This window comes from Haemophilus parainfluenzae (genome assembly GCF_003253005.1).
GTDB lineage: Bacteria > Pseudomonadota > Gammaproteobacteria > Enterobacterales > Pasteurellaceae > Haemophilus_D > Haemophilus_D parainfluenzae_M.
This window is the reverse complement of record NZ_QEPZ01000008.1, coordinates 13457-34489: the sequence shown is the minus strand read 5'-3', so window position 1 is coordinate 34489 and position 21033 is coordinate 13457. Positions and strand designations below refer to the sequence as shown.

Genomic DNA, 21033 nt, shown 5'->3' with positions numbered 1-21033 from the left:
AATCTTTAATGAAGACGTTCATTTTGTTACACTCAGCCCGTCTTAGAATTAATTAAATATAGGAAAGCAAAATGAGTAAACTTTTTCCCAATGCCACTATTCGTACTTCTTCGCCATATCGTTTTGATATTGTAGGCAGTTTTTTACGCCCAGAGACTTTAAAACAGGCTCGTCATCAATGCAGTTGTGGTGATATTTCTTGTGCTGATTTAACGCAAGTTGAAGATGTAGAAATTGCAAAATTGGTAGAGCATCAAAAAAATGTCGGATTACATGCGGTGACTGATGGTGAATTTCGTCGTACTTTTTGGCATTTAGATTTCTTAGCCGGATTAGATGGCGTGAAAGAAGTGGATGCCGAAAAATTTTCAGTACAATTTAAACATGATAATGTACGTCCAAAAACATTAAAAATTGTGGATAAAATTGGTTTTTCAGAGAGCCATCCGTTTGTCGAACATTATCGCTCATTACAAAAAATTGCAGGGGAGACTGAAGTTAAATTAACAATTCCTTCTCCGTCTATGCTTCATTTAATTTGTACCGTACGTGCCACAGATTATCAGCCGATTGAACGTTATAAAGATAACAATCAATTGTTATTAGATGAGATTGCTGATGCTTATATTGATGCAATGAATATCTTCTATAAATTAGGCTGCCGTAACTTACAGTTGGATGATACAAGTTGGGGCGAATTCTGTGCGGAAGATAAACGTAAAACCTATACTGAACGCGGTTTAGATTTAGATCAAATCGCTAAAGATTATGTGTATATGTTAAACAAAATCGTGGCAGCGAAACCAGCTGATTTAGCGATTACAATGCATGTTTGCCGTGGTAACTTCCGTTCAACTTGGTTCTCCGCTGGTGGTTATGAGCCTATCGCAGAAACCTTATTTGGTCATTGTAATGTGGATGGTTTCTTCTTGGAGTATGACAGTGATCGTGCTGGTGATTTCAAACCTTTACGCTTTATTAAAAATCAACAAGTGGTATTAGGATTGATTACCTCTAAATCTGGCGAGTTAGAAAACCGTGATGAAATTATTGCTCGTATTAAAGAAGCAGCGCAATATGTGGATATCAATCAACTTTGCTTAAGTCCACAATGTGGTTTTGCTTCAACGGAAGAGGGTAATATCCTGACAGAAGAACAACAATGGAAGAAACTCGAATTTATCCGTAGTATCGTGGAAGAAGTTTGGGGTAAATAATTTCAAATTGGAATGTAAAAGAGGTAATTGTTAAGATGGTTATCTCTTTTTTCATAAAAGTACGGTTAAAAATAACCGCACTTTTACAGAATAAAAAAGGAAGTCCGTAGACTTCCTTTTATGTGATTTTAATTTAATTATTTTTGACGCATTGCAGGGAATAGGATCACATCACGGATAGATGGGGCGTTAGCGTAAAGCATTGCTAGGCGGTCGATACCTAAACCTTCACCTGCTGTTGGTGGTAAACCGTGTTCAAGTGCAACAACGAAGTCATCATCTTTAAACATCGCTTCATCATCACCCGCTTCTTTCGCTGCAACTTGTGCATCAAAACGTTCGTTTTGGTCTTCGGCATCGTTTAATTCTGAGAAGCCGTTACCAATTTCACGTCCACCGATGAATAATTCAAAACGGTCTGTTACTTCTGGGTTTTCATCGTTACGACGTGCAAGCGGAGAAATCTCAGCAGGATGTGCCATTAAGAAGGTTGGTTGAATTAAGTGATGTTCAGCCACTTCTTCAAAGATCGCATTCACGATAGAGCCTAAGCCCCAAGATTTTTGTACTTCGATACCTAAGCGTTCAGCTGTTGCTTTTGCACGATCGAAATCATAAAGATCTTCTTTTACGATACCTTTATCTGCACCATATTTAATGGTTGCATCATGTAATGTAATACGCTCAAATGGTTTGCCGAAGTCAAATTCTAAATCTCCGTATTTCACAATGGTGGTACCAAGAATATCCATCGCGAGTTTGCGTAATAATTCTTCAGTATTATCCATTAAATCGTGATAATCCGCATAAGCTTGGTAGTATTCAAGCATAGTGAATTCAGGGTTATGGCGAACAGAAACCCCTTCATTACGAAAGTTACGGTTTAATTCGAATACGCGTTCAAAACCACCAACCACTAAACGTTTTAAGTAAAGTTCTGGCGCAATACGAAGGTACATATCCACATCTAACGCATTGTGGTGAGTGATAAATGGACGAGCAGACGCACCACCTGGAATCACTTGTAGCATAGGCGTTTCAACTTCCATGAAGCCTTTAGAAATAAAGAATTCACGAATACCCGCCACCACTTTTGAACGAATCACAAAAGTACGACGAGATTCTTCATTAGAAATTAAATCTAAGTAACGTTGACGATAACGTGCTTCCATGTCGGTTAAACCATGGAATTTGTTTGGTAACGGACGAAGTGCTTTGGTTAAAAGTTGAACTTCAGTTGTTTTGATGGTTAATTCATTGGTTTTGGTTTTGAAAAGTGTACCTTTCACGCCAATAATATCACCTAAATCCCAACTACCCACATCTTCAGCATAAACGCCTTCAGGAAGGTTATCACGAGCAACGTATAATTGAATTTTGCCACTCATATCTTGTAAGGTAATAAAGGTGGCTTTACCCATTGCACGACGAGTCATAATACGACCGGCAACGGCTACTTCAATGGCTTTTTCCTTTAATACTTCGCTCTCTTCGGCTTCGTACTTATCATGTAAATCTTGGGCAAGGGCGTCACGACGGAATTGGTTTGGAAACGCATTACCTTTTGCGCGTAATGCGGCTAATTTTTCACGGCGAACGAGCATTTCGCCATGGAGATCTAATTCTTTCACTTCTTGTTCTGACATATCCTTTACCTCGTTAGTTTTTACTTAGAATGTGATTTATTAAAAATAGAATTTCCTTATTCTACCTATAGCATTGTTTTTTGTTAAGCCTTTTTTAATTAAGTCATCTTTTTTAGTCAGAAAGTTTAACAAATTGAATAGTAGCAAGAGAAATCATGTAATTTTATAGCATTAATACTTATTTCTAGACTGTGGGCTACTATATAAAAATATAAATAAAAAAGCGCGGTCAATTTTATCAGCGTTTTTAAAAACGTTTGAAAAGTTGAGCGCACTTTTAGCGATATTAAGAATTATAGATCGAAATCATCAAAATCTTTGGTGTCTACTTTTGAGTCAATTTGACCCACAAGGTAAGAACTCACTTCCACTTCTTGTGGCGCCACTTGTACGTTGTCAGAAACAAGCCATGCATTAATCCATGGAATTGGGTTAGAACGCGCACCAAATGGTAATGGAAGACCAACGGCTTGCATACGGATGTTGGTGATGTATTCCACGTATTGCACCAAAATGTCTTTGTTTAAACCAATCATTGAACCGTCTTTAAACAAATAATCCGCCCAGTCTTTTTCTTGTTCTGCTGCCGCTAAGAATAAATCGTAGGCTTCTTGTTTACATTCTTCTGCAATTTCTGCCATTTCCGGATCGTCTTGTCCCGCCGCCATGATATTTAAAATGTGCTGCGTACCGGTTAAATGTAACGCTTCATCGCGGGCGATGAATTTAATAATTTTTGCATTGCCTTCCATTAATTGACGTTCCGCAAAGGCAAAGGAGCACGCGAAAGACACATAGAAACGAATCGCTTCAAGCGCATTCACGCTCATTAAGCAAAGGTAAAGTTGTTTTTTTAAGTTACGTAATGTCACCACACATTCTTTACCATCTACTGTGTAAGTACCTTCACCGTACAGGCTGTAAAGCTGGCTATCACGGATTAAATCATCGTAATAAGAAGAAATGTCACGTGCACGTTTGATGATTTCTTCGTTAGTCACGATGTCATCAAATACAATAGATGGATCGTTCACAATGTTACGAATAATGTGCGTGTAAGAACGAGAGTGGATGGTTTCAGAGAAGGTCCAAGTCTCAATCCAAGTTTCTAATTCAGGAATAGATACCAATGGTAATAATGCAACGTTAGGGCTACGGCCTTGAATAGAATCTAATAGGGTTTGATATTTTAAGTTACTGATGAAAATATGTTTTTCATGCTCAGGTAACGCGGCATAGTCGATACGGTCTTGAGATACATCCACTTCTTCTGGGCGCCAGAAGAAAGAAAGTTGTTTTTCAATGAGCTTTTCAAATGTCTCATATTTTTGTTGATCATAACGCGCAACATTAACATTTTGACCGAAGAACATAGGTTCTTTTAATTGGTCGTTTTTGGTTTGTGAGAAAGTAGTATATGTCATGTTATATCCTTATTTATAGCGGGCTTTTACCCACTTAATGATTGATTGCCTAACAATATCAAAAGGCGGACTTGTAAACAAGCCCACCTAAATTATTAAATCTTACACGCTCCGCCCGCACAGCCGTCATCTAAATCTTCTTGGCTGTCTTCAGCACCGTCACGGGTGTTTTGATAGTAGAGGGTTTTTAAGCCGTATTTGTAAGCGGTTAAAAGATCTTTTAACAACACTTTCATTGGCACTTTACCGTCTTCAAAACGTTTCGGATCGTAGTTTGTATTTGCAGAGATCGCTTGGTCTACGAATTTTTGCATAATGCCCACTAAGTGTAAGTAACCGTCATTGCTTGGAATATCCCAGAGCAACTCATAGTTATCACTTAAGTTTTCATAATCTGGTACAACTTGTCTTAAGATACCATCTTTTGATGCTTTAATACTCACATGACCACGTGGAGGTTCGATACCATTTGTTGCATTAGAAATCTGTGAAGAAGTTTCTGACGGCATTAATGCGGTCAAGGTTGAGTTACGTAAACCGAATTCTTTGATTCCTTGGCGCAATGTTTCCCAATCATAATGCAATGGTTCTTGCGTTAAGTTATCGATATCTTTCTTATAGGTATCGATTGGTAAAATACCTTTCGCGTAATTGGTTTCATTGAAGTATTCGCATGCACCTAATTCTTTCGCTAAGTTCATGGAGGCTTTCAATAGATAGTATTGAATCGCTTCAAATGTGCGGTGAGTTAAATCGTTCGCTGAGCCATCAGAATAACGCACGCCATTTTTCGCTAAGTAATACGCATAGTTAATGACACCGATACCTAGTGAACGACGACCTAATGAAGAGCGTTTTGCCGCTGGAACAGGGTAGCCTTGGTAATCTAGTAATGCATCTAATGCACGTACTGCAAGATCTGCCAAGTTATCTAACTCGTCTAAATCATCTAATTTACCCAAGTTAAATGCAGAAAGTGTACAAAGCGCAATTTCACCATTTTCATCATGGAAATGTTGTAATGGTTTAGTTGGCAATGCAATTTCTAAACATAAGTTAGATTGACGCACTGGTGCAACAAGCGGATCAAACGGTGAGTGAGTATTACAGTGATCCACGTTTTGGATATAAATACGACCGGTTGATGCACGTTCTTGCATTAATAAAGAGAATAACTCAACGGCTTTTACAGCACGTTTACGGATATTTGGATCCTGTTCGTATTTTACGTAAAGTTCTTCAAATTTATCTTGATCTGCAAAGAAGGCTTCATAAAGTCCAGGTACATCTGAAGGGCTAAATAAAGTAATGTCTGTGCCTTTGATTAAGCGTTGATACATTAATTTGTTTAACTGTACGCCGTAGTCCATGTGACGAACACGGTTATCTTCCACACCACGGTTATTTTTCAATACTAATAAGCTTTCAACTTCTAAATGCCAAATCGGGTAGTAAACTGTCGCCGCACCACCACGTACGCCACCTTGTGAACAAGATTTGACAGCACTTTGGAAGTGTTTATAGAATGGAATACAACCAGTATGGAATGCTTCACCACCACGAATTGGGCTACCTAACGCACGAATTGCACCTGCATTTACCCCGATGCCTGCGCGTTGTGAAACGTATTTCACGATTGCTGCAGAGGTAGCGTTGATAGAGTCTAAGCTGTCACCGCATTCAATCAATACACAAGAGCTGAACTGACGCGTAGGCGTACGAACCCCCGCCATGATAGGTGTTGGTAAAGAAATCTTAAAGGTTGAGGTCGCATCGTAGAAACGACGAATATAATCCAAACGGGTTTCTTGTGGATATTTTGAGAATAAGCTCGCTGCAACTAATAAATAAAGGAATTGCGCAGATTCATAGATTTCGCCGGTTACACGGTTTTGAACTAAGTATTTCCCTTCTAATTGTTTTACTGCCGCATAAGAAAAGGTCATATCACGCCAGTGATCAATAAACCCATCCATTTCATCCCATTCTTCACGAGTATAGTCGTCTAAAAGAGCAGGATCATATTTGCCCATACGCACTAATTTTTTCACATGATCGTATAAACGTGGCGGATCAAAATGGCCATACGCTTTTTTGCGTAAATGGAAAACCGCAAGACGTGCAGCAAGATATTGATAATCAGGAGTATCTTTGCTAATTAGGTCTGCTGCCGCTTTAATAATCGTTTCGTGAATATCAGACGTACGAATGCCTTCATAAAATTGAATATGAGAACGCAATTCAACTTGAGAAACAGAGACGTTTTCCAAGCCTTCAGCCGCCCAAGTAATCACACGGTGAATTTTGTCTAAATTGATTTGTTCAAGCGTGCCATCGCGCTTTGTAACCATTAATCCTTTATTCATGGAAGATAAACCTACTAGAGAAACGAATTGAATAAAACACAAGATATAGTGTTGGGGGAAATAACAGTGCACAAGATAGAGTGTTTTAAAATTGAATTCAAGCGGTAAATTTTTTACTTAGATTATTGACAAAAGATAAGTTATTTAAAATAAATGACTTATCTTTAAAGTGGTGTTTTTTTAGGCAGGATCTTTTTTGTAAATCTTTGTAAAGAAAAAAGTGCGGTCAAAAATCATCTCGTTTTTGACCGCACTTTAAGAGTTTAAAAATCAATTAATTCAAATATTTAAATACTTTTACAACTTTTTGAACACCAGTAACTTTACTTGCAATTTCTGCCGCTGAGTCTGCTTGTGAGCGGGTAAGGTTGCCGAGTAAGAATACTTCGCCATTTTCGGTGATCACTTTCACATCTGTTGCTTTTACATTATCGCCAACGAAGAGTTTTGATTTTATTTGTGTGGTAATCCAACTGTCTTTAGTAATTTGACCAAAGTTAATTTTATTGCCCACACGTAATTCGTTATAGACATCATTCACACCATCTACGCCTTTAGTAAGACTGGTTGCAATTTCTTTTACGCCTTCACTCGGTACTTGACCAATTAATAATACACGGCCACTATAAGAAACGGCATGTACACGACCTTCCGATTTAATTTGTGCATCCTTATCTAATGAATTTTCAACTTTTACTTCTAAAGTTTCATCATCGACTTGCGTCCCCATTGTACGAGGATCTGTTGTAACTTTAGCACCTGCAGCCGCACCACCAAGCACAGCAGCTACACAGCCTTGTAACATAATCGATGCACCAAGTATGAAGGCGAGTTTTTTAAATGGGGTTAATTTCATCATTAATCTCCTTTTTATAAATGAGTGAGTTAACTAATTAGTCAATTAATTTTAGAAATAGTTTGGTTGGAAAAGCCTTTAATGTCAAGCTCTTGGGAAAAGTGTGCTATCAACAAGCTCACACAGTGCATTTATGACGAATAAATGATTTTCCAAAATACGCGCTTCTTTCGTTGCGGGAATAGAGATTTCTAAATCTGCTTCAGCTAACACACCTTGAATCGCATCATTGTTTGCACCGGTTAAGGCAATGACCTGAATTTCTTTGTTGACGGCATTAGCAATTGTATTTAGCACCGCTTTTTCTGTACCAAGCGGAGCAAAAGCGATCAATAAGTCACCGGGCTTCGCGATAGCGTTGAATTGATATTGATAAAGCTGCTCGATAGGTTGATCAAAAACCAGTGAAGAACCGACCGCACTTTCAAGGCTAAGGTGTACGGATGGCAGGCTAGGACGCTCAAAATCGTAACGATTAAGCAAATTTGACACTAAGAATTGCGCATTCGCGTAAGAGCGAGCGACGCCACAGGCAATCACTTTATGACCACTTAACAAACATTGCATGACCATTTGTGTGGCAGTTGCAATATTTTCTGATAATAGGCTCGAAGCAGAGATTTGAATCTGAATACTTTCGCTATAAATATCTTTAACTTTTTGTAACATAATCGGAAAAGGTTAATCGAGAAAATTAGGAATCCATTGGATATTACTGGCAGTTTTTCCAAAGGCGACAAGATCAAAACGACAATCTGCATCTTCGAGGCTTAGGTTGTGTTTGGCAAGCCATAAATTTGCAGCATTTAGCCATTTTTGTTGCTTTTGCCAATCCACACTTTCAACAGCGGATCCAAATGCTGAGCTAGATCGTTGACGTACTTCAACAAAAACAATGGTTTGCCCGTCTTGCATAACGAGATCTAATTCACCGCATTTGAAATGTTGATTCGCCGCGATGAATTTGAGACCTTTAGACTCTAAGAAAAGGCGGGCTTGATGTTCAAAGCCCGCCCCTTGTTGACGTTTTAATGAAAACATGTATTAGTTCGCAACCGCTACCACATTACCATCTTGTACTTGATACCATGTCATATCACGGTCCACATCACAGTTTGAATCAGTGCTAAGCTGACCAGTTAAACCACTTAAGGTGTAACCTGGTACTTGGCGTAATTCATTAAAGTGATTGATGAGCAACCAAGCATCAGCTCCCATTGCATATAAACGCATTAATTGGAATTCACCACCGGTTGAACCTGCCACTTTTTGATATTGCGAAGAATCGCTTTGTTTAAAGAATGGAATATCACTAAATTGAACGCCATTCATTTTTGCATAGTATTCAGGGGTATTGCTTGCTGCGTTAGAACGAGAACTTGCATAAATACGGATATTTGGATTACTGGTATCTAAATAACCTTTAATTTCAGCCAATTCATCTGGTGAAGAGATGACATAAAGTGCACTTGTACCTTGCGGAGCACCTTGGAAGAAATAGGTAATATCAGCCGGTAAGTTATAGTAGCGAATATTTGCATCTGTACCCGCTAAACGTTGCCAACGTACATTGAAAGCATTACCAACACGTTGTCCTAAATCATTTTGCGGCATTGCAACAATTGGATTGCGAATACCATCTTTCCACATTTTGTTAGCAGCGGACTCAGCTTCATCTTCTGGAGATAAACCGTAATAACAGACTTGGTTAATCGCTTGTGTATTTACTGTTGCATTTAATGTGAGTACATCCATGCCTTGTACTGCGCTTGGATTCGCAATGATGGCATCGACATTTTGTTTAAGCAATGGCCCCACTAACGCTTTAATACCTGAAGCTTTTGCTTGAGCGATGATCTCGTTAATTGGAGTCGTAGAGGAGTCAAACACTTGTACTGGAATAGTTGAATCGCCTTTTGCTTCATTAAAACCCGATTGAATGGTTGAGCCTAAAATTTGACCATCACCACTTAAAGGTAACACTAAACCAATTTGTGCTACATTAGTTTGTTGGAAATTCAACATACTTTGTAATTCTTTCGGGAATAAGATTGCAGCTGCATGATTTGGATAAGCCGATTTCCAGCTTTGTAACGCTTGGCTTAATTGCACTGGCTGACGAATGTTATCGTTATATGCCTTGATTAAAGTGAGCCAGCCACCTAATGCAACACTGCCTTCATCTGATGCATTATTAATGACACCTGTATTGGCTGAACGCAATAAAGCCCAAGTTTTATCTACATTATCTTGACGTCGTTGTACATCCGTTAAGTTTTCATCCATTTTGATGCGTGCTTTCACTGCTTCAATCACGTCTTTACGATTTTCTGCAGTCTGAGCAAAAGTTTCGTAATAACGAGATTTTTGTGATGGACTTAATTTCGTGAGATCAAGCGCACGTAATTTACTTTCAGCCATCTCATTAGCGCCTTTCGCCGCAGCGATACGTGCTTCAACTAAAGTACGGTCTAATTGTTGCGCTTCGTTTAAGTCAACCAATTCATTTAATAATTCTTCGGCTTGTGGCACTTTATTTTCAGTAATTAATACACGTGCGGCTAAGAGTTTGTAAGTTTGTTGATCTTCTTTATCTTGTGCTTGTCCTAATTTGTTCATATAAAATTCAGAACTTGCATTGGCATCACGTTGTAATGTTTGGGTAAAGCTGCTGCCAAATAAGTTAGAACAACCCGCTAATGCAATAGACAATAAAATCGGCATTAAACGTTTTTTAAAACGACCGCCTTGTAATAGAATAGACATATTCGCTCCATAATGAATAAATCAATAATGGTCGATCTTACTTATCTCACAATGTAAAAGCAAACAAAAATGAATGATTTAACCGGAATTTTATATATTGTCGCCACGCCAATCGGGAATTTACAAGATATTACACAACGTGCTTTAGAGACCTTTTCACAAGTGGATTTAATTGCTGCGGAAGACACGCGCCACAGTGGTTTATTACTCAGTCATTATGGTATCAAAAAGCCTTTTTTTGCCTTGCATGATCACAATGAACAAGAAAAAGCACATGTGTTGGTAGAAAAGCTAAAACAAGGTACCAATATTGCATTAATTTCCGATGCCGGAACCCCCTTAATTAGCGACCCAGGTTTTCATTTAGTACGTAAATGTCGTGAGGCAGGCATTAAAGTAGTACCGTTACCCGGTGCTTGTGCAGCAATTACGGCATTATGTGCATCGGGCATTGCGTCAGACCGTTTTTGCTTTGAAGGTTTTTTACCCGCCAAAACCAAGGCGCGTAAAGATAAGTTAGAAAATGTCGCAGAAGAAGACCGCACTTTAATCTTCTATGAATCAACGCACCGCATTTTAGATACCCTTGCCGATATGCAAGATGTATTAGGTGGCGAACGCTATGTTGTACTTGCCCGTGAAATTACGAAAACGTGGGAAACCATTGCAGGGGATAAATTAAGTGATCTTCGTCAATGGTTAAGTGAAGATCCGAATCGCACGAAAGGTGAGATGGTGTTAATCGTGGAAGGCAAACCCAAATCAGAAGATAGCGAAGAATTTTCACCACAAGCAATTAAAGCACTCACTTTAATAGCTAAAGAATTACCTTTAAAAAAAGCCTCGGCGATTGTGGCTGAACTTTATGGTTATAAGAAAAATGCCTTATACCAATTTGGATTGGATAATTTAGATTAGTCAAAAAACTATCCCACCTCTTCAGCAAAGAGGGGCGAGGGGAGATTTAGCAGAATTAATTTTTATAAATTTCGGAGAACAAATGTTAAAACAGGTTTCAGATACCTTACTTGCACCAAGCAATTTATCGCATCAATCATTGCTTAATATTTTTGATGTGATGTCGCATCGTCATATTGATTATGCGGATCTTTATTTTCAATTAAGCCAAGATGAAAGCTGGGTATTAGAAGACAGTATTATTAAAGAAGGTGGCTTTCATATTGATCGCGGTGTGGGTGTACGCGCAGTTTCTGGAGAGAAAACAGGCTTTGCGTATTCTGATCAAATTAATTTAGCCTCATTACAACAATGTGCTGAAGCTGTAAAAGGTATTGCGCAAATTAAAGAAGGCAATTTAATTTCGCCTCAAGCATTTAATGCGGTGAATGCGGTTCAGCGTTATGCAGCGATCAACCCGTTAGAAAGTTTAAGTAAAGAGAAAAAGATCGAGTTATTACACTTAGTGGATCGTACAGCGCGATCTGAAGATCCTCGTGTTACGCATGTTTCGGCAGCATTAAGTTCGATTTATGAAGAAGTATTGGTAGTTGCAACAGATGGCACACTTGCTGCAGATATTCGTCCACTTGTGCGTTTATCCATTTCTGTTCTCGTGGAAGAAGATGGCAAACGTGAGCGTGGTAGTTGCGGTTCAGGTGGACGCTTTGGCTTAGATTGGTTCTTTGAAGTGGTAAATGGGGACATTCGTGCCGTTAATTTTGCTAAAGAAGCGGTTCGTCAAGCCCTTGTAAATTTAAGTGCGGTTGCAGCGCCAGCAGGATTAATGCCTGTAGTTTTGGGAGCTGGTTGGCCAGGCGTGTTACTTCATGAAGCAGTAGGACACGGTTTAGAAGGGGATTTCAACCGTAAAGAAAGTTCCTTATTTACGGGTAAAATTGGTGAGTTGGTGACGTCGCCATTATGTACGATTGTGGATGACGGCACATTACAAAACCGCCGAGGTTCTTTAACCATTGATGATGAAGGCGTGCCAAGTCAGTGCAACGTTTTAATCAAAGACGGGATTTTGCAAGGTTACATGCAAGATAAACTCAATGCGCGATTAATGGGCGTTAAACCAACAGGGAATGGTCGTCGTGAATCTTATGCACATTTGCCAATGCCGCGAATGACGAATACCTATATGTTGGCTGGTCAAAGTAAATTTGATGATTTAATCGCTTCTGTGGATCGCGGTATTTATGCACCGCACTTCGGTGGTGGGCAAGTGGATATCACCTCAGGTAAATTTGTGTTCTCGACATCTGAAGCTTATCTTATTGAAAAAGGCAAAATCACCAAACCCGTTAAAGGTGCAACGTTGATTGGTAGCGGTATTGATGTGATGCAAAAAGTCTCTATGGTCGCGGATGAAACCGACTTAGATCTTGGTATCGGTGTTTGTGGCAAAGATGGCCAAAGTGTACCGGTCGGTGTTGGGCAACCCGCCTTGAAAATTGATGAAATCACCGTTGGTGGAACAAATTAATCATATAGCCCGATAAATCATATCGGGCTTTTTATTATCTTCTTTCTAAGTGCGGTCAGTTTTTCATCTATTTTTGATTAATTAGTTTCTGATGAATCATTATTTCGTTAGGCTAAAAGTTAAACACACTACACATTTCTCTCGATTCTTTTATGATCCCTATCACAATATCTTGTAAAACCAGTTAAAAAAATTCCCCAAATAACCATAATAAGTGATACATTTATCGTTGCATGACTTTTTGTCATTTAAGAGACAGGGACAGGCGTGAGTTTGTCTGAAATTTCATCAACCAGAGGGAAACATTTATGTTAATTGGTGTACCTAGAGAACTGCTTGAGAGCGAAAATCGTGTGGCGGCGACGCCAAAAACGGTTCAGCAGATCTTAAAACTGGGCTTTGACGTCATCGTAGAACACAATGCGGGATTTAAAGCAAGTTTTGAAGACCAAGCATTTATCGACGCCGGCGCAAAAATTGGCTCAAGTTCAGAAGTGTGGCATTCGGATATAATTTTTAAAGTGAATCCACCAACGGATGCAGAAATTGATCAAATGAAGGAAGGTGCAACACTTGTGAGCTTCATTTGGCGCGCACAAAATCCGGATTTAATGAAAAAACTCACGTCGAAAAAAATTAATGTATTAGCGATGGATTCTGTGCCTCGTATTTCCCGTGCGCAAGCGCTTGATGCATTAAGCTCTATGGCGAATATTTCTGGTTATCGTGCGGTGATTGAAGCCGCTCATGAATTTGGTAGTTTCTTCACTGGACAAATTACTGCAGCAGGTAAAGTGCCACCAGCAAAAGTGTTAGTCATTGGTGCGGGTGTAGCTGGTCTTGCTGCGATTGGTGCAGCTAATAGCCTTGGTGCGATTGTACGTGCTTTTGACTCTCGTCCAGAAGTAAAAGAACAAGTACAAAGTATGGGCGCGTCTTTCTTAGAAATTGATTTCAAAGAAGAAGGCGGTAGCGGCGATGGTTACGCGAAAGTGATGTCAGAAGAATTTAACCGTCGCGCGATGGAGCTTTATGCGGAACAAGCCAAAGAAGTGGATATCATTATTACCACTGCAGCGATTCCAGGTAAACCAGCCCCTCGCTTAATTACGAAAGAAATGGTTGATTCCATGAAACCAGGTTCTGTGGTGGTGGACTTAGCGGCTGCAACAGGCGGTAACTGTGCTTACACTGAAGCAGGTAAAGTTGTCACCACTGAAAACCAAGTGAAAATCATTGGTTATACCGATTTCCCAAGTCGTTTACCAACACAATCTTCCCAACTTTACGGTACAAACTTAGTTAATTTATTAAAACTACTTTGTAAAGAAAAAGACGGCAAGATCAATATCGATTTTGACGATGTGGTATTACGCGGTGTGACTGTGGTACGTGATGGGGAAGAAATTCCACCAGCACAAATCCAAGTGTCAGCACAGCCAAAACAAGAAGCGAAAGCGGCACAAAGTGCGGTTAAAAAAGAGGAAGAAAAACCAGCAGATCCTCGCATCAAATACGGTGTGATGGCGGGTGTAGGTGTGTTATTCCTCTGGCTTGCATCTGTGGCGCCAGCGGCATTCCTTTCTCACTTCACCGTATTCGTATTGGCTTGTGTAGTTGGTTACTACGTGGTTTGGAACGTCAGCCACGCTTTACACACCCCACTTATGGCGGTAACCAATGCGATTTCAGGTATTATCATTGTGGGTGCATTACTGCAAATTAGACAACCAACAGGCAACTTCTTTATTGATGTATTAGCCTTTGTGGCAATCTTGGTGGCAAGCATCAACATCTTTGGTGGTTTCCGTGTAACCCAACGTATGTTGGCGATGTTTAGAAAAGGTTAAGGAGAAGACGATGTCTGAAGGTTTAGTACAAGCAGCCTATATTATCGCTGCATTACTTTTCATTATGAGCTTAGCCGGTCTTTCTAAACATGAAACGGCAAAAGCCGGTTGTTGGTATGGTATTGTCGGTATGACAATTGCCCTTGTTGCAACCATTTTCGGCCCGCAATCAGAAGGCACATTATGGATCATCATTGCTATGATCATCGGTGGCGTGATTGGTGTTCAACGTGCATTAAAAGTTGAAATGACTGAAATGCCTGAACTTGTTGCGATTCTTCACAGCTTTGTGGGTTTAGCCGCAGTGCTCGTAGGCTTTAACAGCTACGGCTTAACACACGAAACTGATCCTGTGTTAATGAATATCCATAACGTTGAAGTATTCTTAGGGATCTTCATCGGTGCTGTAACATTCACGGGTTCTATCGTCGCATTCGGTAAATTAAGCGGAAAAATCAATTCAAAAGCATTAATGTTGCCACATCGCCATAAATTAAATTTAGCGGCATTAGTGGTTTCAGCTTTCTTGATGGTAGCATTCTTAAACAACCCAGATAATATCTTCCCAGTGTTACTTATGACCGCGATTGCACTTGCATTCGGCTGGCACTTAGTGGCATCTATCGGTGGTGCAGATATGCCGGTTGTGGTTTCAATGCTTAACTCTTATTCTGGTTGGGCAGCGGCTGCAGCAGGTTTCATGCTAAGCAATGATTTGCTTATCGTCACCGGTGCATTAGTGGGTTCTTCTGGTGCGATTCTTTCTTACATTATGTGTAAAGCGATGAACCGCTCATTCATCAGCGTTATTGCAGGTGGTTTTGGTAATGATGTTCAAGTGTCTTCAGATGAAGAGCAAGGTGAATACCGTGAAACAACTGCAGAAGAAGTGGCTGAATTACTCAAAAATGCAAGCTCTGTGATCATCACGCCAGGATATGGTATGGCGGTAGCACAAGCGCAATATCCAGTCGCAGAACTTACGGCGAAATTGCGTGAACGTGGTATTAACGTACGTTTTGGTATTCACCCTGTTGCAGGTCGTTTACCGGGTCATATGAACGTACTTTTAGCCGAAGCGAAAGTGCCTTATGACATCGTGCTTGAAATGGATGAAATCAATGATGATTTCGCGGATACTGATGTGGTATTGGTTATCGGTGCAAACGACACCGTAAACCCAGCGGCGATGGAAGATCCAAACAGCCCAATTGCAGGTATGCCAGTGTTAGAAGTATGGAAAGCACAAAACGTTATCGTATTCAAACGCTCTATGGCGGTAGGTTACGCAGGCGTTCAAAACCCATTATTCTTCAAAGAAAATACTCAAATGCTCTTTGGTGATGCAAAAGAACGTGTTGATGACATTCTTACTGCATTAAACAAATAAGCAAAAAACTGAAGTAAAACTGACCGCACTTTGAGAGATTAAAGTGCGGTTTTTAGTGTTATGACCAGAGTATAAAAATCTTAATAATAGTGTAAGAAATGATATGAGTATGAAACATGATGTTTTAATTGAATTATTAGATGTTTTTTCTAATTCTAGAATTCAGATTGATAGAATTTTATTTGAATATGAGGAAGAGATTCAAAAATTTATAATTGAAGTAAGAAATACCCAAGATAGTAGTCCTATTTATAGCTTATTCAAGATTCAAAATGATTTATCGCTATTGGTATATAAATATAATTACCCATTAAGTAATTTTTTATATAACTTCATTTATGAGTTTGATAGACAAGATGATGAGAGTGTGACGTATCTTGTAGATAAAATAGTTAATAATGAAGGCTTTTTAATAGATTGACTAATCAGTTTAAAAGTAAAATCACTTAGCTTAAAAATTAATTATTAAGATGTGTTTGTATTTAGCATAGCATACCAAAATTTTATAAAAAAAGTGCGGTCAAAATTGACCGCACTTTTTTACATTAACGTTGAATCAAATAGCGTAATTTGGTGCCATCTTGTTCTACACTTAATAGTGTGTAACCGTGGTTTTTAGTATCAACAGGAATGTTGTTGATAGATTGAGCACAGTCACTTAAGAGCTCTAAAATTTCGCCTTTTTGTAATTGTGGCATGGTTTCGAGCATCACGATTGCCGGATACGGGCAAGGTTCACCTAACGTATCTAACGTGTAATCTGGGGTGATGTCTTTTGGATCTTTATCTAATTTTTGAACAACGGTAAATGCCATAATAATGTCCTCTTTTTTGAATGAATTCGTTAATATTTAATTAGCAACCACAAGCTTGTGGATTCGCTGCCGCAATTTTTGCTTTAGCTTTTTTCAAGAAGTGGCGTTCCCACCAAACAACAGCGATTAAGCAAAGAATAAGCAAGCCGTAATTCACTAATAAACCGCCAACAGGGCCAAAGGATTTAAGTAAGTTAAGTTTTTCGTAATCTAATGCGAGCACTGGTGCAAGATCATCCCATGCATAGGCTAAATAAGTTGAACCGATAACATTGCCTAAGCCCACCCACATAAAGTGAACTTGACCTTCCATTGAGCGATACATCCAACCGGTTTCACATCCGCCCGCTAATACAATACCGAAGCCAAATAATAAACCACCGATAATCGCATTTGGACCTGCCCACATGATTTTGGCTGGCACACCTAATTGAATATAGCTAAACACGCCAAGCGTGCCTACGATAATACCGAAGATAATCGCTTTTGCCATATAAGCACGACCCGTTACCCATAAATCACGGAAGGCAGAAGTAAAGCAGATTTGAGCACGTTCGATTAACAAGCCGAAAGCTAAACCGCAAAGCATTGCAAAGCCCAGTTTGATGGAGTTTGTCATCACATAAAGGGAAGCGATAAGATAGGCAAAAAAGACAACCATACCAATCCAGAAACGACGATTAGCTTGTTTCGGGTCAGTTTCTTGTAATTTTGCAGCGCCTTTTTTCAATTCTAATTTCACGCGAAACATCGGAAGTAAGGTGACTTTTACCCCTGCATAAGTACCAATGGCAGTGGCAATAGTGAAGAACCAAGCGTGAACCGAAAATTGTGGAATACCGGTGAAGAGAGAGGCGAGGTTACAGCCCATTGCTAGACGTGCACCAAAACCGGCTAATGCACCACCAATGAGGGCTTGAACAATACGACGTTTGTGTGGTTGATTACGCCATTTTACGTTGTTTGCCCAAAGTGCGGCAGAAATACATCCCGCGAACATACCTAAAATCATCACGCCATCAATACGGGTGAAGATCGTGCCTTGCATGCCGATAATTTTATAATAGCTCCAGTCGGATATATCCACGCCTAGCGCTTGCAAAGCATGTCCACCCCAACGGGTAAATTCTCCAGTAACCGCCCAATAAGTGCCAGTTACCCCAAAGTAATAAGCTGAAATAAGCCCCGCAGCAATAACTGCCGCGACAGGATTCCAGTATTTGATCAGATAATTTTGTTTGAATTGCTGCAAAATCTCTTTCATTAGTGAATAAATCCTTAAATTGAAATGATGATTTGCAAGTGAGGTATAAAATGAAGATATTTTGAAGTGTCTGCCATTTTCCTATACACAAAACTTGCGATATAAGACAAATGAATTGTCGAGCAAGATAATAGCATTTGTTTTTTGGCAATGCACGAGGGGAGGGATAATTATTTGTGGGTAATTTAGGATTTAGACAGACTTACTGTCTGTCTAAATATTGATAGAAAAGTTAAACAGGCAATTTCATTTCTCGTACACGCATGGTTAATCCATCGATTAACAATAAGCGTCCACATAAATTTGAACCGATTTTTAACCGCACTTTGATGGCTTCTAAGGCTTGAATAGAGCCAACAATCCCCACGATTGGCGCCAGTACGCCAGCTTCTACACAGCTTAAAACGTTTTGTCCAAAGAGTTGGCTAAGTTGGCGATAGGTTGGGGTATTGGGTTCATAAGTAAAGACGGAAACCTGTCCTTCTAAACGGATCGCAGCACCAGAAACAAGCGGGATCTTCGCTTGTTCGCACCCACGATCGAGCGCATTACGAATATCCACGTTATCGGTACAATCTAATATCACATCAAAGTGCGGTATGATTTCCGCGAGTTTTTCTTCGGAAAGTTGTGCATTGATGGTTTCAATTTCTACGTGTGGATTAATCTGTTGTAACGCAATTTTTGCTGATTCCACTTTAGGCATATTTAATCTGCTATCGGTATGTAATACCTGACGTTGCAAATTAGAAAGCGATACCGTGTCAAAATCCAACAAGGTTAAATGACCCACGCCAGCCGATGCAAGATATTGACTTGCCGCACAGCCTAAACCACCCAGACCGACAATTAACATTCGGCTGTCTTTCAGCTTTTCTTGTCCGTCAAAATCAACCGCTTTTAAGATGATTTGGCGGTTATAGCGCAGTTCTTCTTCGTAACTTAATTCAGCCATTATTGCCCCAATAGGTGATTAAACGGTTCAATGGTGACGATTTCGCCTGCAGTCACATTGCCGCGATCTTTTTCGAGGCGAATAAAACAGTTACTTTTCACAAAAGAACTGAATAAATGTGACCCTTGGAAACCCACTGGTTGCACTTCAAGTTGACCATTTTCATTGATTTGATAGAAACCACGTTGGAAATCTAAACGCCCTGGCGCTTTTTTCAAATTGGTTTGAGCAATCGCTTGAAAGTGCGGTTGTTTTTTCGGGTGTTTTTTACCGCTTAATTTGGCAATAGCCGGTTGCACTAATTGATAGAATGTCACTAATGCAGAAACGGGATTGCCGGGTAAACCACAGAACCAGGCATTTTCTAATTTACCAAAAGCAAATGGCTTGCCAGGTTTCATTGCAATTTTCCAGAAATTCACTTGACCCACTTTTTCTAACACGGTTTTCGTGAAGTCTGCTTCACCCACTGAAACGCCACCGCTTGTGATCACAAGATCTGCCTGAGCTTGTGCTTTCACAAAAGCCGCTTCAAATTCTGCTTGGTTATCCGGCAAAATACCAAAATCAAGCACGTCACAATTTAATTTTTCTAGCATTAATTTGACGGTGAAGCGGTTGGTATCGTAGATTTGTCCCGCTTGTAACGGTTGACCGACTGGGACTAGTTCATCACCGGTTGAAAGCACGGCTACTTTTAAACGTGGGTAAGCTTTGACTTCAGCGATACCTAATGACGCGAGTAAAGGTAAAGAAACGGCATTTAACTCATCGCCTTGATGTAATACCACATCACCTTTTTTCACATCTTCACCAATACGGCGAATATTTTGATTGGCTTTAGGTAATGCAGCAAAGGTAACAGAACCATCTTCATTGACGGTGACCTCTTCTTGCATAACCACCGCATCGGCACCTTCAGGAATCATTGCACCCGTCATAATTCTGACTGCACTTTGTGCTACCCATTCCCCTTGAAATGGATTACCCGCAAAGGATTTTCCCGCAATAGAAAGTGTCATAGATTGCTGTAAATCGGCTAAACGAACCGCATAGCCATCCATCGCGGAGTTATCAAAAGACGGTACGTTAATCGGAGAAATCACATCTTCCGCACAGACACGATCAGCGGCTTCAGTTAAAGCCAGTGTTTCAGTTTTTGTTGGGAAGGGAAGTTGGTTGAGCATTTGCGCCAAGGCATCTTCAAGTGGCAACATAATCAATCCTTTGGGTTGAGCGAAATAAAAGTGGATATATTGTAGCCCGAAATACAATATGAAGGAAATTAATAAATTAGGGTGATTTTTCGCATTTTACGAATAATTCATCTTTTGCTAAAATGCCGCATTATTTTTTTATAAATGGAAAGTGAATGAACGCGATTTCACCTGATGCGGAAAATGTCCGCCGCGCCTTGGTAGCCAAAGGCATCGAAACCCCAATGATTGATCCGACTCAATGTAAAGATGAGCGCCGTGCGGCGATTGCCTCGCATATGCGTGAAGTGATGAAATTGATTGGGTTAGATCTGCGTGATGATAGCTTAGAAGAAACGCCAAATCGCTTAGCCAAAATGTTTATTGATGAAATTTTCAGTGGAATGGATTATGCCAATTTCCCGAAAATGACGAAAATCAAAAACCAAATGAAAGTGAGCGAAATGGTGCAAGTGAATGACATCACCTTAACCAGTACTTGCGAACACCATTTTGTGACAATTGATGGCAATGTTGCTGTGGCATATTATCCCAAAGATTGGGTGATTGGCTTGTCTAAAATCAATCGCATTGTGGCGTTTTTTGCGCAGCGTCCGCAAGTGCAAGAGCGTTTAACCGAACAGCTTTTAACGGCATTTCAAACCATTTTAGAAACTGATGATGTGGCAGTTTATGTGAAAGCAACACATTTCTGTGTGAAAGCTCGCGGAGTAAAAGATACCCATAGTTATACCGTGACATCAGCCTATGGCGGGGTCTTTTTAGAAGATCGCGAAACTCGAAAAGAATTTTTATCTTCCATTCAGAAGTAATGAGCA

The 21033-nt window shown here is 39.8% G+C and carries 18 protein-coding genes; 7 read left to right on the top strand and 11 right to left on the bottom strand.

Translation table 11 applies throughout. The features are described from left to right. The first annotated feature begins 71 nt into the window (after nt 1–71). The gene (locus DPV97_RS08665) at nt 72–1217 is read left to right on the top strand and encodes a 5-methyltetrahydropteroyltriglutamate--homocysteine S-methyltransferase (protein ID WP_070712672.1); all 1146 of its coding nucleotides are present in this window, start codon (nt 72–74) and stop codon (nt 1215–1217) included. A 137-nt stretch (nt 1218–1354) separates the two neighbouring features. Here the strand turns inward: DPV97_RS08665 and lysS are convergent, their stop codons facing one another. The 7 genes from lysS to DPV97_RS08630 form a co-directional block, all read right to left on the bottom strand. Beyond that, complete coding sequence (gene lysS, locus DPV97_RS08660; RefSeq protein WP_070712670.1) at nt 1355–2863, bottom strand: lysine--tRNA ligase; 1509 nt, start codon at nt 2861–2863, stop codon at nt 1355–1357. 293 nt (nt 2864–3156) lie between these two features. Next, nucleotides 3157–4287, bottom strand: coding sequence for a class Ia ribonucleoside-diphosphate reductase subunit beta (gene nrdB / locus DPV97_RS08655; RefSeq protein WP_070712668.1), 1131 nt, complete (start codon nt 4285–4287; stop codon nt 3157–3159). Nucleotides 4288–4382: 95 nt separating this feature from the next. Next, nucleotides 4383–6653, bottom strand: a complete 2271-nt coding sequence (gene nrdA, locus DPV97_RS08650) for a class 1a ribonucleoside-diphosphate reductase subunit alpha (RefSeq protein WP_070712667.1) — start codon at nt 6651–6653, stop codon at nt 4383–4385. 274 nt (nt 6654–6927) lie between these two features. Next, on the bottom strand, nt 6928–7509 hold the full coding sequence (gene dolP / locus DPV97_RS08645) for a division/outer membrane stress-associated lipid-binding lipoprotein (RefSeq protein ID WP_070712665.1): 582 nt from the start codon (nt 7507–7509) through the stop codon (nt 6928–6930). An 84-nt stretch (nt 7510–7593) separates the two neighbouring features. Then, entirely contained in the window at nt 7594–8178 is a 585-nt protein-coding gene (locus DPV97_RS08640) for a D-sedoheptulose-7-phosphate isomerase (protein ID WP_049362517.1), read from the bottom strand. A 12-nt stretch (nt 8179–8190) separates the two neighbouring features. Further along, entirely contained in the window at nt 8191–8550 is a 360-nt protein-coding gene (locus DPV97_RS08635; RefSeq protein ID WP_049362515.1) for a YraN family protein, read from the bottom strand. A 3-nt stretch (nt 8551–8553) separates the two neighbouring features. Continuing rightward, nucleotides 8554–10275, bottom strand: a complete 1722-nt coding sequence (locus DPV97_RS08630; RefSeq protein WP_070712663.1) for a penicillin-binding protein activator — start codon at nt 10273–10275, stop codon at nt 8554–8556. Between the two features lie 69 nt (nt 10276–10344). Here DPV97_RS08630 and rsmI point away from each other — a divergent pair, with 69 nt between their 5' ends. The 5 genes from rsmI to DPV97_RS08605 all read left to right on the top strand — a co-directional run bounded on the left by rsmI (nt 10345) and on the right by DPV97_RS08605 (nt 16385). Continuing rightward, nucleotides 10345–11193 carry a 16S rRNA (cytidine(1402)-2'-O)-methyltransferase gene (gene rsmI / locus DPV97_RS08625; RefSeq protein ID WP_111382963.1) on the top strand — a complete coding sequence of 283 codons (849 nt, stop codon included), beginning with the start codon at nt 10345–10347 and terminating at the stop codon, nt 11191–11193. A gap of 82 nt (nt 11194–11275) precedes the next feature. Beyond that, the gene (tldD, locus tag DPV97_RS08620) at nt 11276–12724 is read left to right on the top strand and encodes a metalloprotease TldD (RefSeq protein WP_049373372.1); all 1449 of its coding nucleotides are present in this window, start codon (nt 11276–11278) and stop codon (nt 12722–12724) included. 308 nt (nt 12725–13032) lie between these two features. Next, nucleotides 13033–14574, top strand: coding sequence for a Re/Si-specific NAD(P)(+) transhydrogenase subunit alpha (gene pntA / locus DPV97_RS08615; protein WP_049373373.1), 1542 nt, complete (start codon nt 13033–13035; stop codon nt 14572–14574). A 10-nt stretch (nt 14575–14584) separates the two neighbouring features. Next, nucleotides 14585–15964, top strand: coding sequence for a Re/Si-specific NAD(P)(+) transhydrogenase subunit beta (gene pntB, locus DPV97_RS08610; protein WP_049368844.1), 1380 nt, complete (start codon nt 14585–14587; stop codon nt 15962–15964). A gap of 103 nt (nt 15965–16067) precedes the next feature. After that, nucleotides 16068–16385, top strand: a complete 318-nt coding sequence (locus tag DPV97_RS08605; RefSeq protein WP_049384214.1) for a CdiI-like immunity protein — start codon at nt 16068–16070, stop codon at nt 16383–16385. A gap of 124 nt (nt 16386–16509) precedes the next feature. Here the strand turns inward: DPV97_RS08605 and yedF are convergent, their stop codons facing one another. The 4 genes from yedF to moeA all read right to left on the bottom strand — a co-directional run bounded on the left by yedF (nt 16510) and on the right by moeA (nt 20215). Further along, nucleotides 16510–16779 carry a sulfurtransferase-like selenium metabolism protein YedF gene (gene yedF / locus DPV97_RS08600; RefSeq protein WP_005696304.1) on the bottom strand — a complete coding sequence of 90 codons (270 nt, stop codon included), beginning with the start codon at nt 16777–16779 and terminating at the stop codon, nt 16510–16512. A gap of 40 nt (nt 16780–16819) precedes the next feature. Next, entirely contained in the window at nt 16820–18043 is a 1224-nt protein-coding gene (gene yedE / locus DPV97_RS08595; RefSeq protein WP_111382962.1) for a selenium metabolism membrane protein YedE/FdhT, read from the bottom strand. Nucleotides 18044–18275: 232 nt separating this feature from the next. Beyond that, nucleotides 18276–18998, bottom strand: coding sequence for a molybdopterin-synthase adenylyltransferase MoeB (gene moeB / locus DPV97_RS08590; RefSeq protein WP_111382960.1), 723 nt, complete (start codon nt 18996–18998; stop codon nt 18276–18278). After that, nucleotides 18998–20215: a molybdopterin molybdotransferase MoeA gene (gene moeA / locus DPV97_RS08585; RefSeq protein ID WP_111382958.1), complete on the bottom strand. Its 1218-nt coding sequence runs from the start codon at nt 20213–20215 to the stop codon at nt 18998–19000. The genes moeB and moeA overlap by 1 nt, the downstream gene beginning before the upstream one ends. 155 nt (nt 20216–20370) lie before the next feature. Between moeA and folE the strand changes: the two genes are divergently transcribed. Further along, a complete protein-coding gene (folE, locus tag DPV97_RS08580; protein ID WP_049363827.1) occupies nt 20371–21027 on the top strand; it encodes a GTP cyclohydrolase I FolE in 657 nt (218 codons plus the stop codon). Nucleotides 21028–21033 lie beyond the last annotated feature (6 nt).

Bases quoted from the DNA above. Each gene is read 5' to 3' on its own strand.
- DPV97_RS08665 (WP_070712672.1), top strand. From the start codon at position 72: ATGAGTAAACTTTTTCCCAATGCCACTATTCGTACTTCTTCGCCATAT.
- lysS (WP_070712670.1), bottom strand. From the start codon at position 2,863: ATGTCAGAACAAGAAGTGAAAGAATTAGATCTCCATGGCGAAATGCTC.
- nrdB (WP_070712668.1), bottom strand. From the start codon at position 4,287: ATGACATATACTACTTTCTCACAAACCAAAAACGACCAATTAAAAGAA.
- nrdA (WP_070712667.1), bottom strand. From the start codon at position 6,653: ATGAATAAAGGATTAATGGTTACAAAGCGCGATGGCACGCTTGAACAA.
- dolP (WP_070712665.1), bottom strand. From the start codon at position 7,509: ATGAAATTAACCCCATTTAAAAAACTCGCCTTCATACTTGGTGCATCG.
- DPV97_RS08640 (WP_049362517.1), bottom strand. From the start codon at position 8,178: ATGTTACAAAAAGTTAAAGATATTTATAGCGAAAGTATTCAGATTCAA.
- DPV97_RS08635 (WP_049362515.1), bottom strand. From the start codon at position 8,550: ATGTTTTCATTAAAACGTCAACAAGGGGCGGGCTTTGAACATCAAGCC.
- DPV97_RS08630 (WP_070712663.1), bottom strand. From the start codon at position 10,275: ATGTCTATTCTATTACAAGGCGGTCGTTTTAAAAAACGTTTAATGCCG.
- rsmI (WP_111382963.1), top strand. From the start codon at position 10,345: ATGAATGATTTAACCGGAATTTTATATATTGTCGCCACGCCAATCGGG.
- tldD (WP_049373372.1), top strand. From the start codon at position 11,276: ATGTTAAAACAGGTTTCAGATACCTTACTTGCACCAAGCAATTTATCG.
- pntA (WP_049373373.1), top strand. From the start codon at position 13,033: ATGTTAATTGGTGTACCTAGAGAACTGCTTGAGAGCGAAAATCGTGTG.
- pntB (WP_049368844.1), top strand. From the start codon at position 14,585: ATGTCTGAAGGTTTAGTACAAGCAGCCTATATTATCGCTGCATTACTT.
- DPV97_RS08605 (WP_049384214.1), top strand. From the start codon at position 16,068: ATGAGTATGAAACATGATGTTTTAATTGAATTATTAGATGTTTTTTCT.
- yedF (WP_005696304.1), bottom strand. From the start codon at position 16,779: ATGGCATTTACCGTTGTTCAAAAATTAGATAAAGATCCAAAAGACATC.
- yedE (WP_111382962.1), bottom strand. From the start codon at position 18,043: ATGAAAGAGATTTTGCAGCAATTCAAACAAAATTATCTGATCAAATAC.
- moeB (WP_111382960.1), bottom strand. From the start codon at position 18,998: ATGGCTGAATTAAGTTACGAAGAAGAACTGCGCTATAACCGCCAAATC.
- moeA (WP_111382958.1), bottom strand. From the start codon at position 20,215: ATGTTGCCACTTGAAGATGCCTTGGCGCAAATGCTCAACCAACTTCCC.
- folE (WP_049363827.1), top strand. From the start codon at position 20,371: ATGAACGCGATTTCACCTGATGCGGAAAATGTCCGCCGCGCCTTGGTA.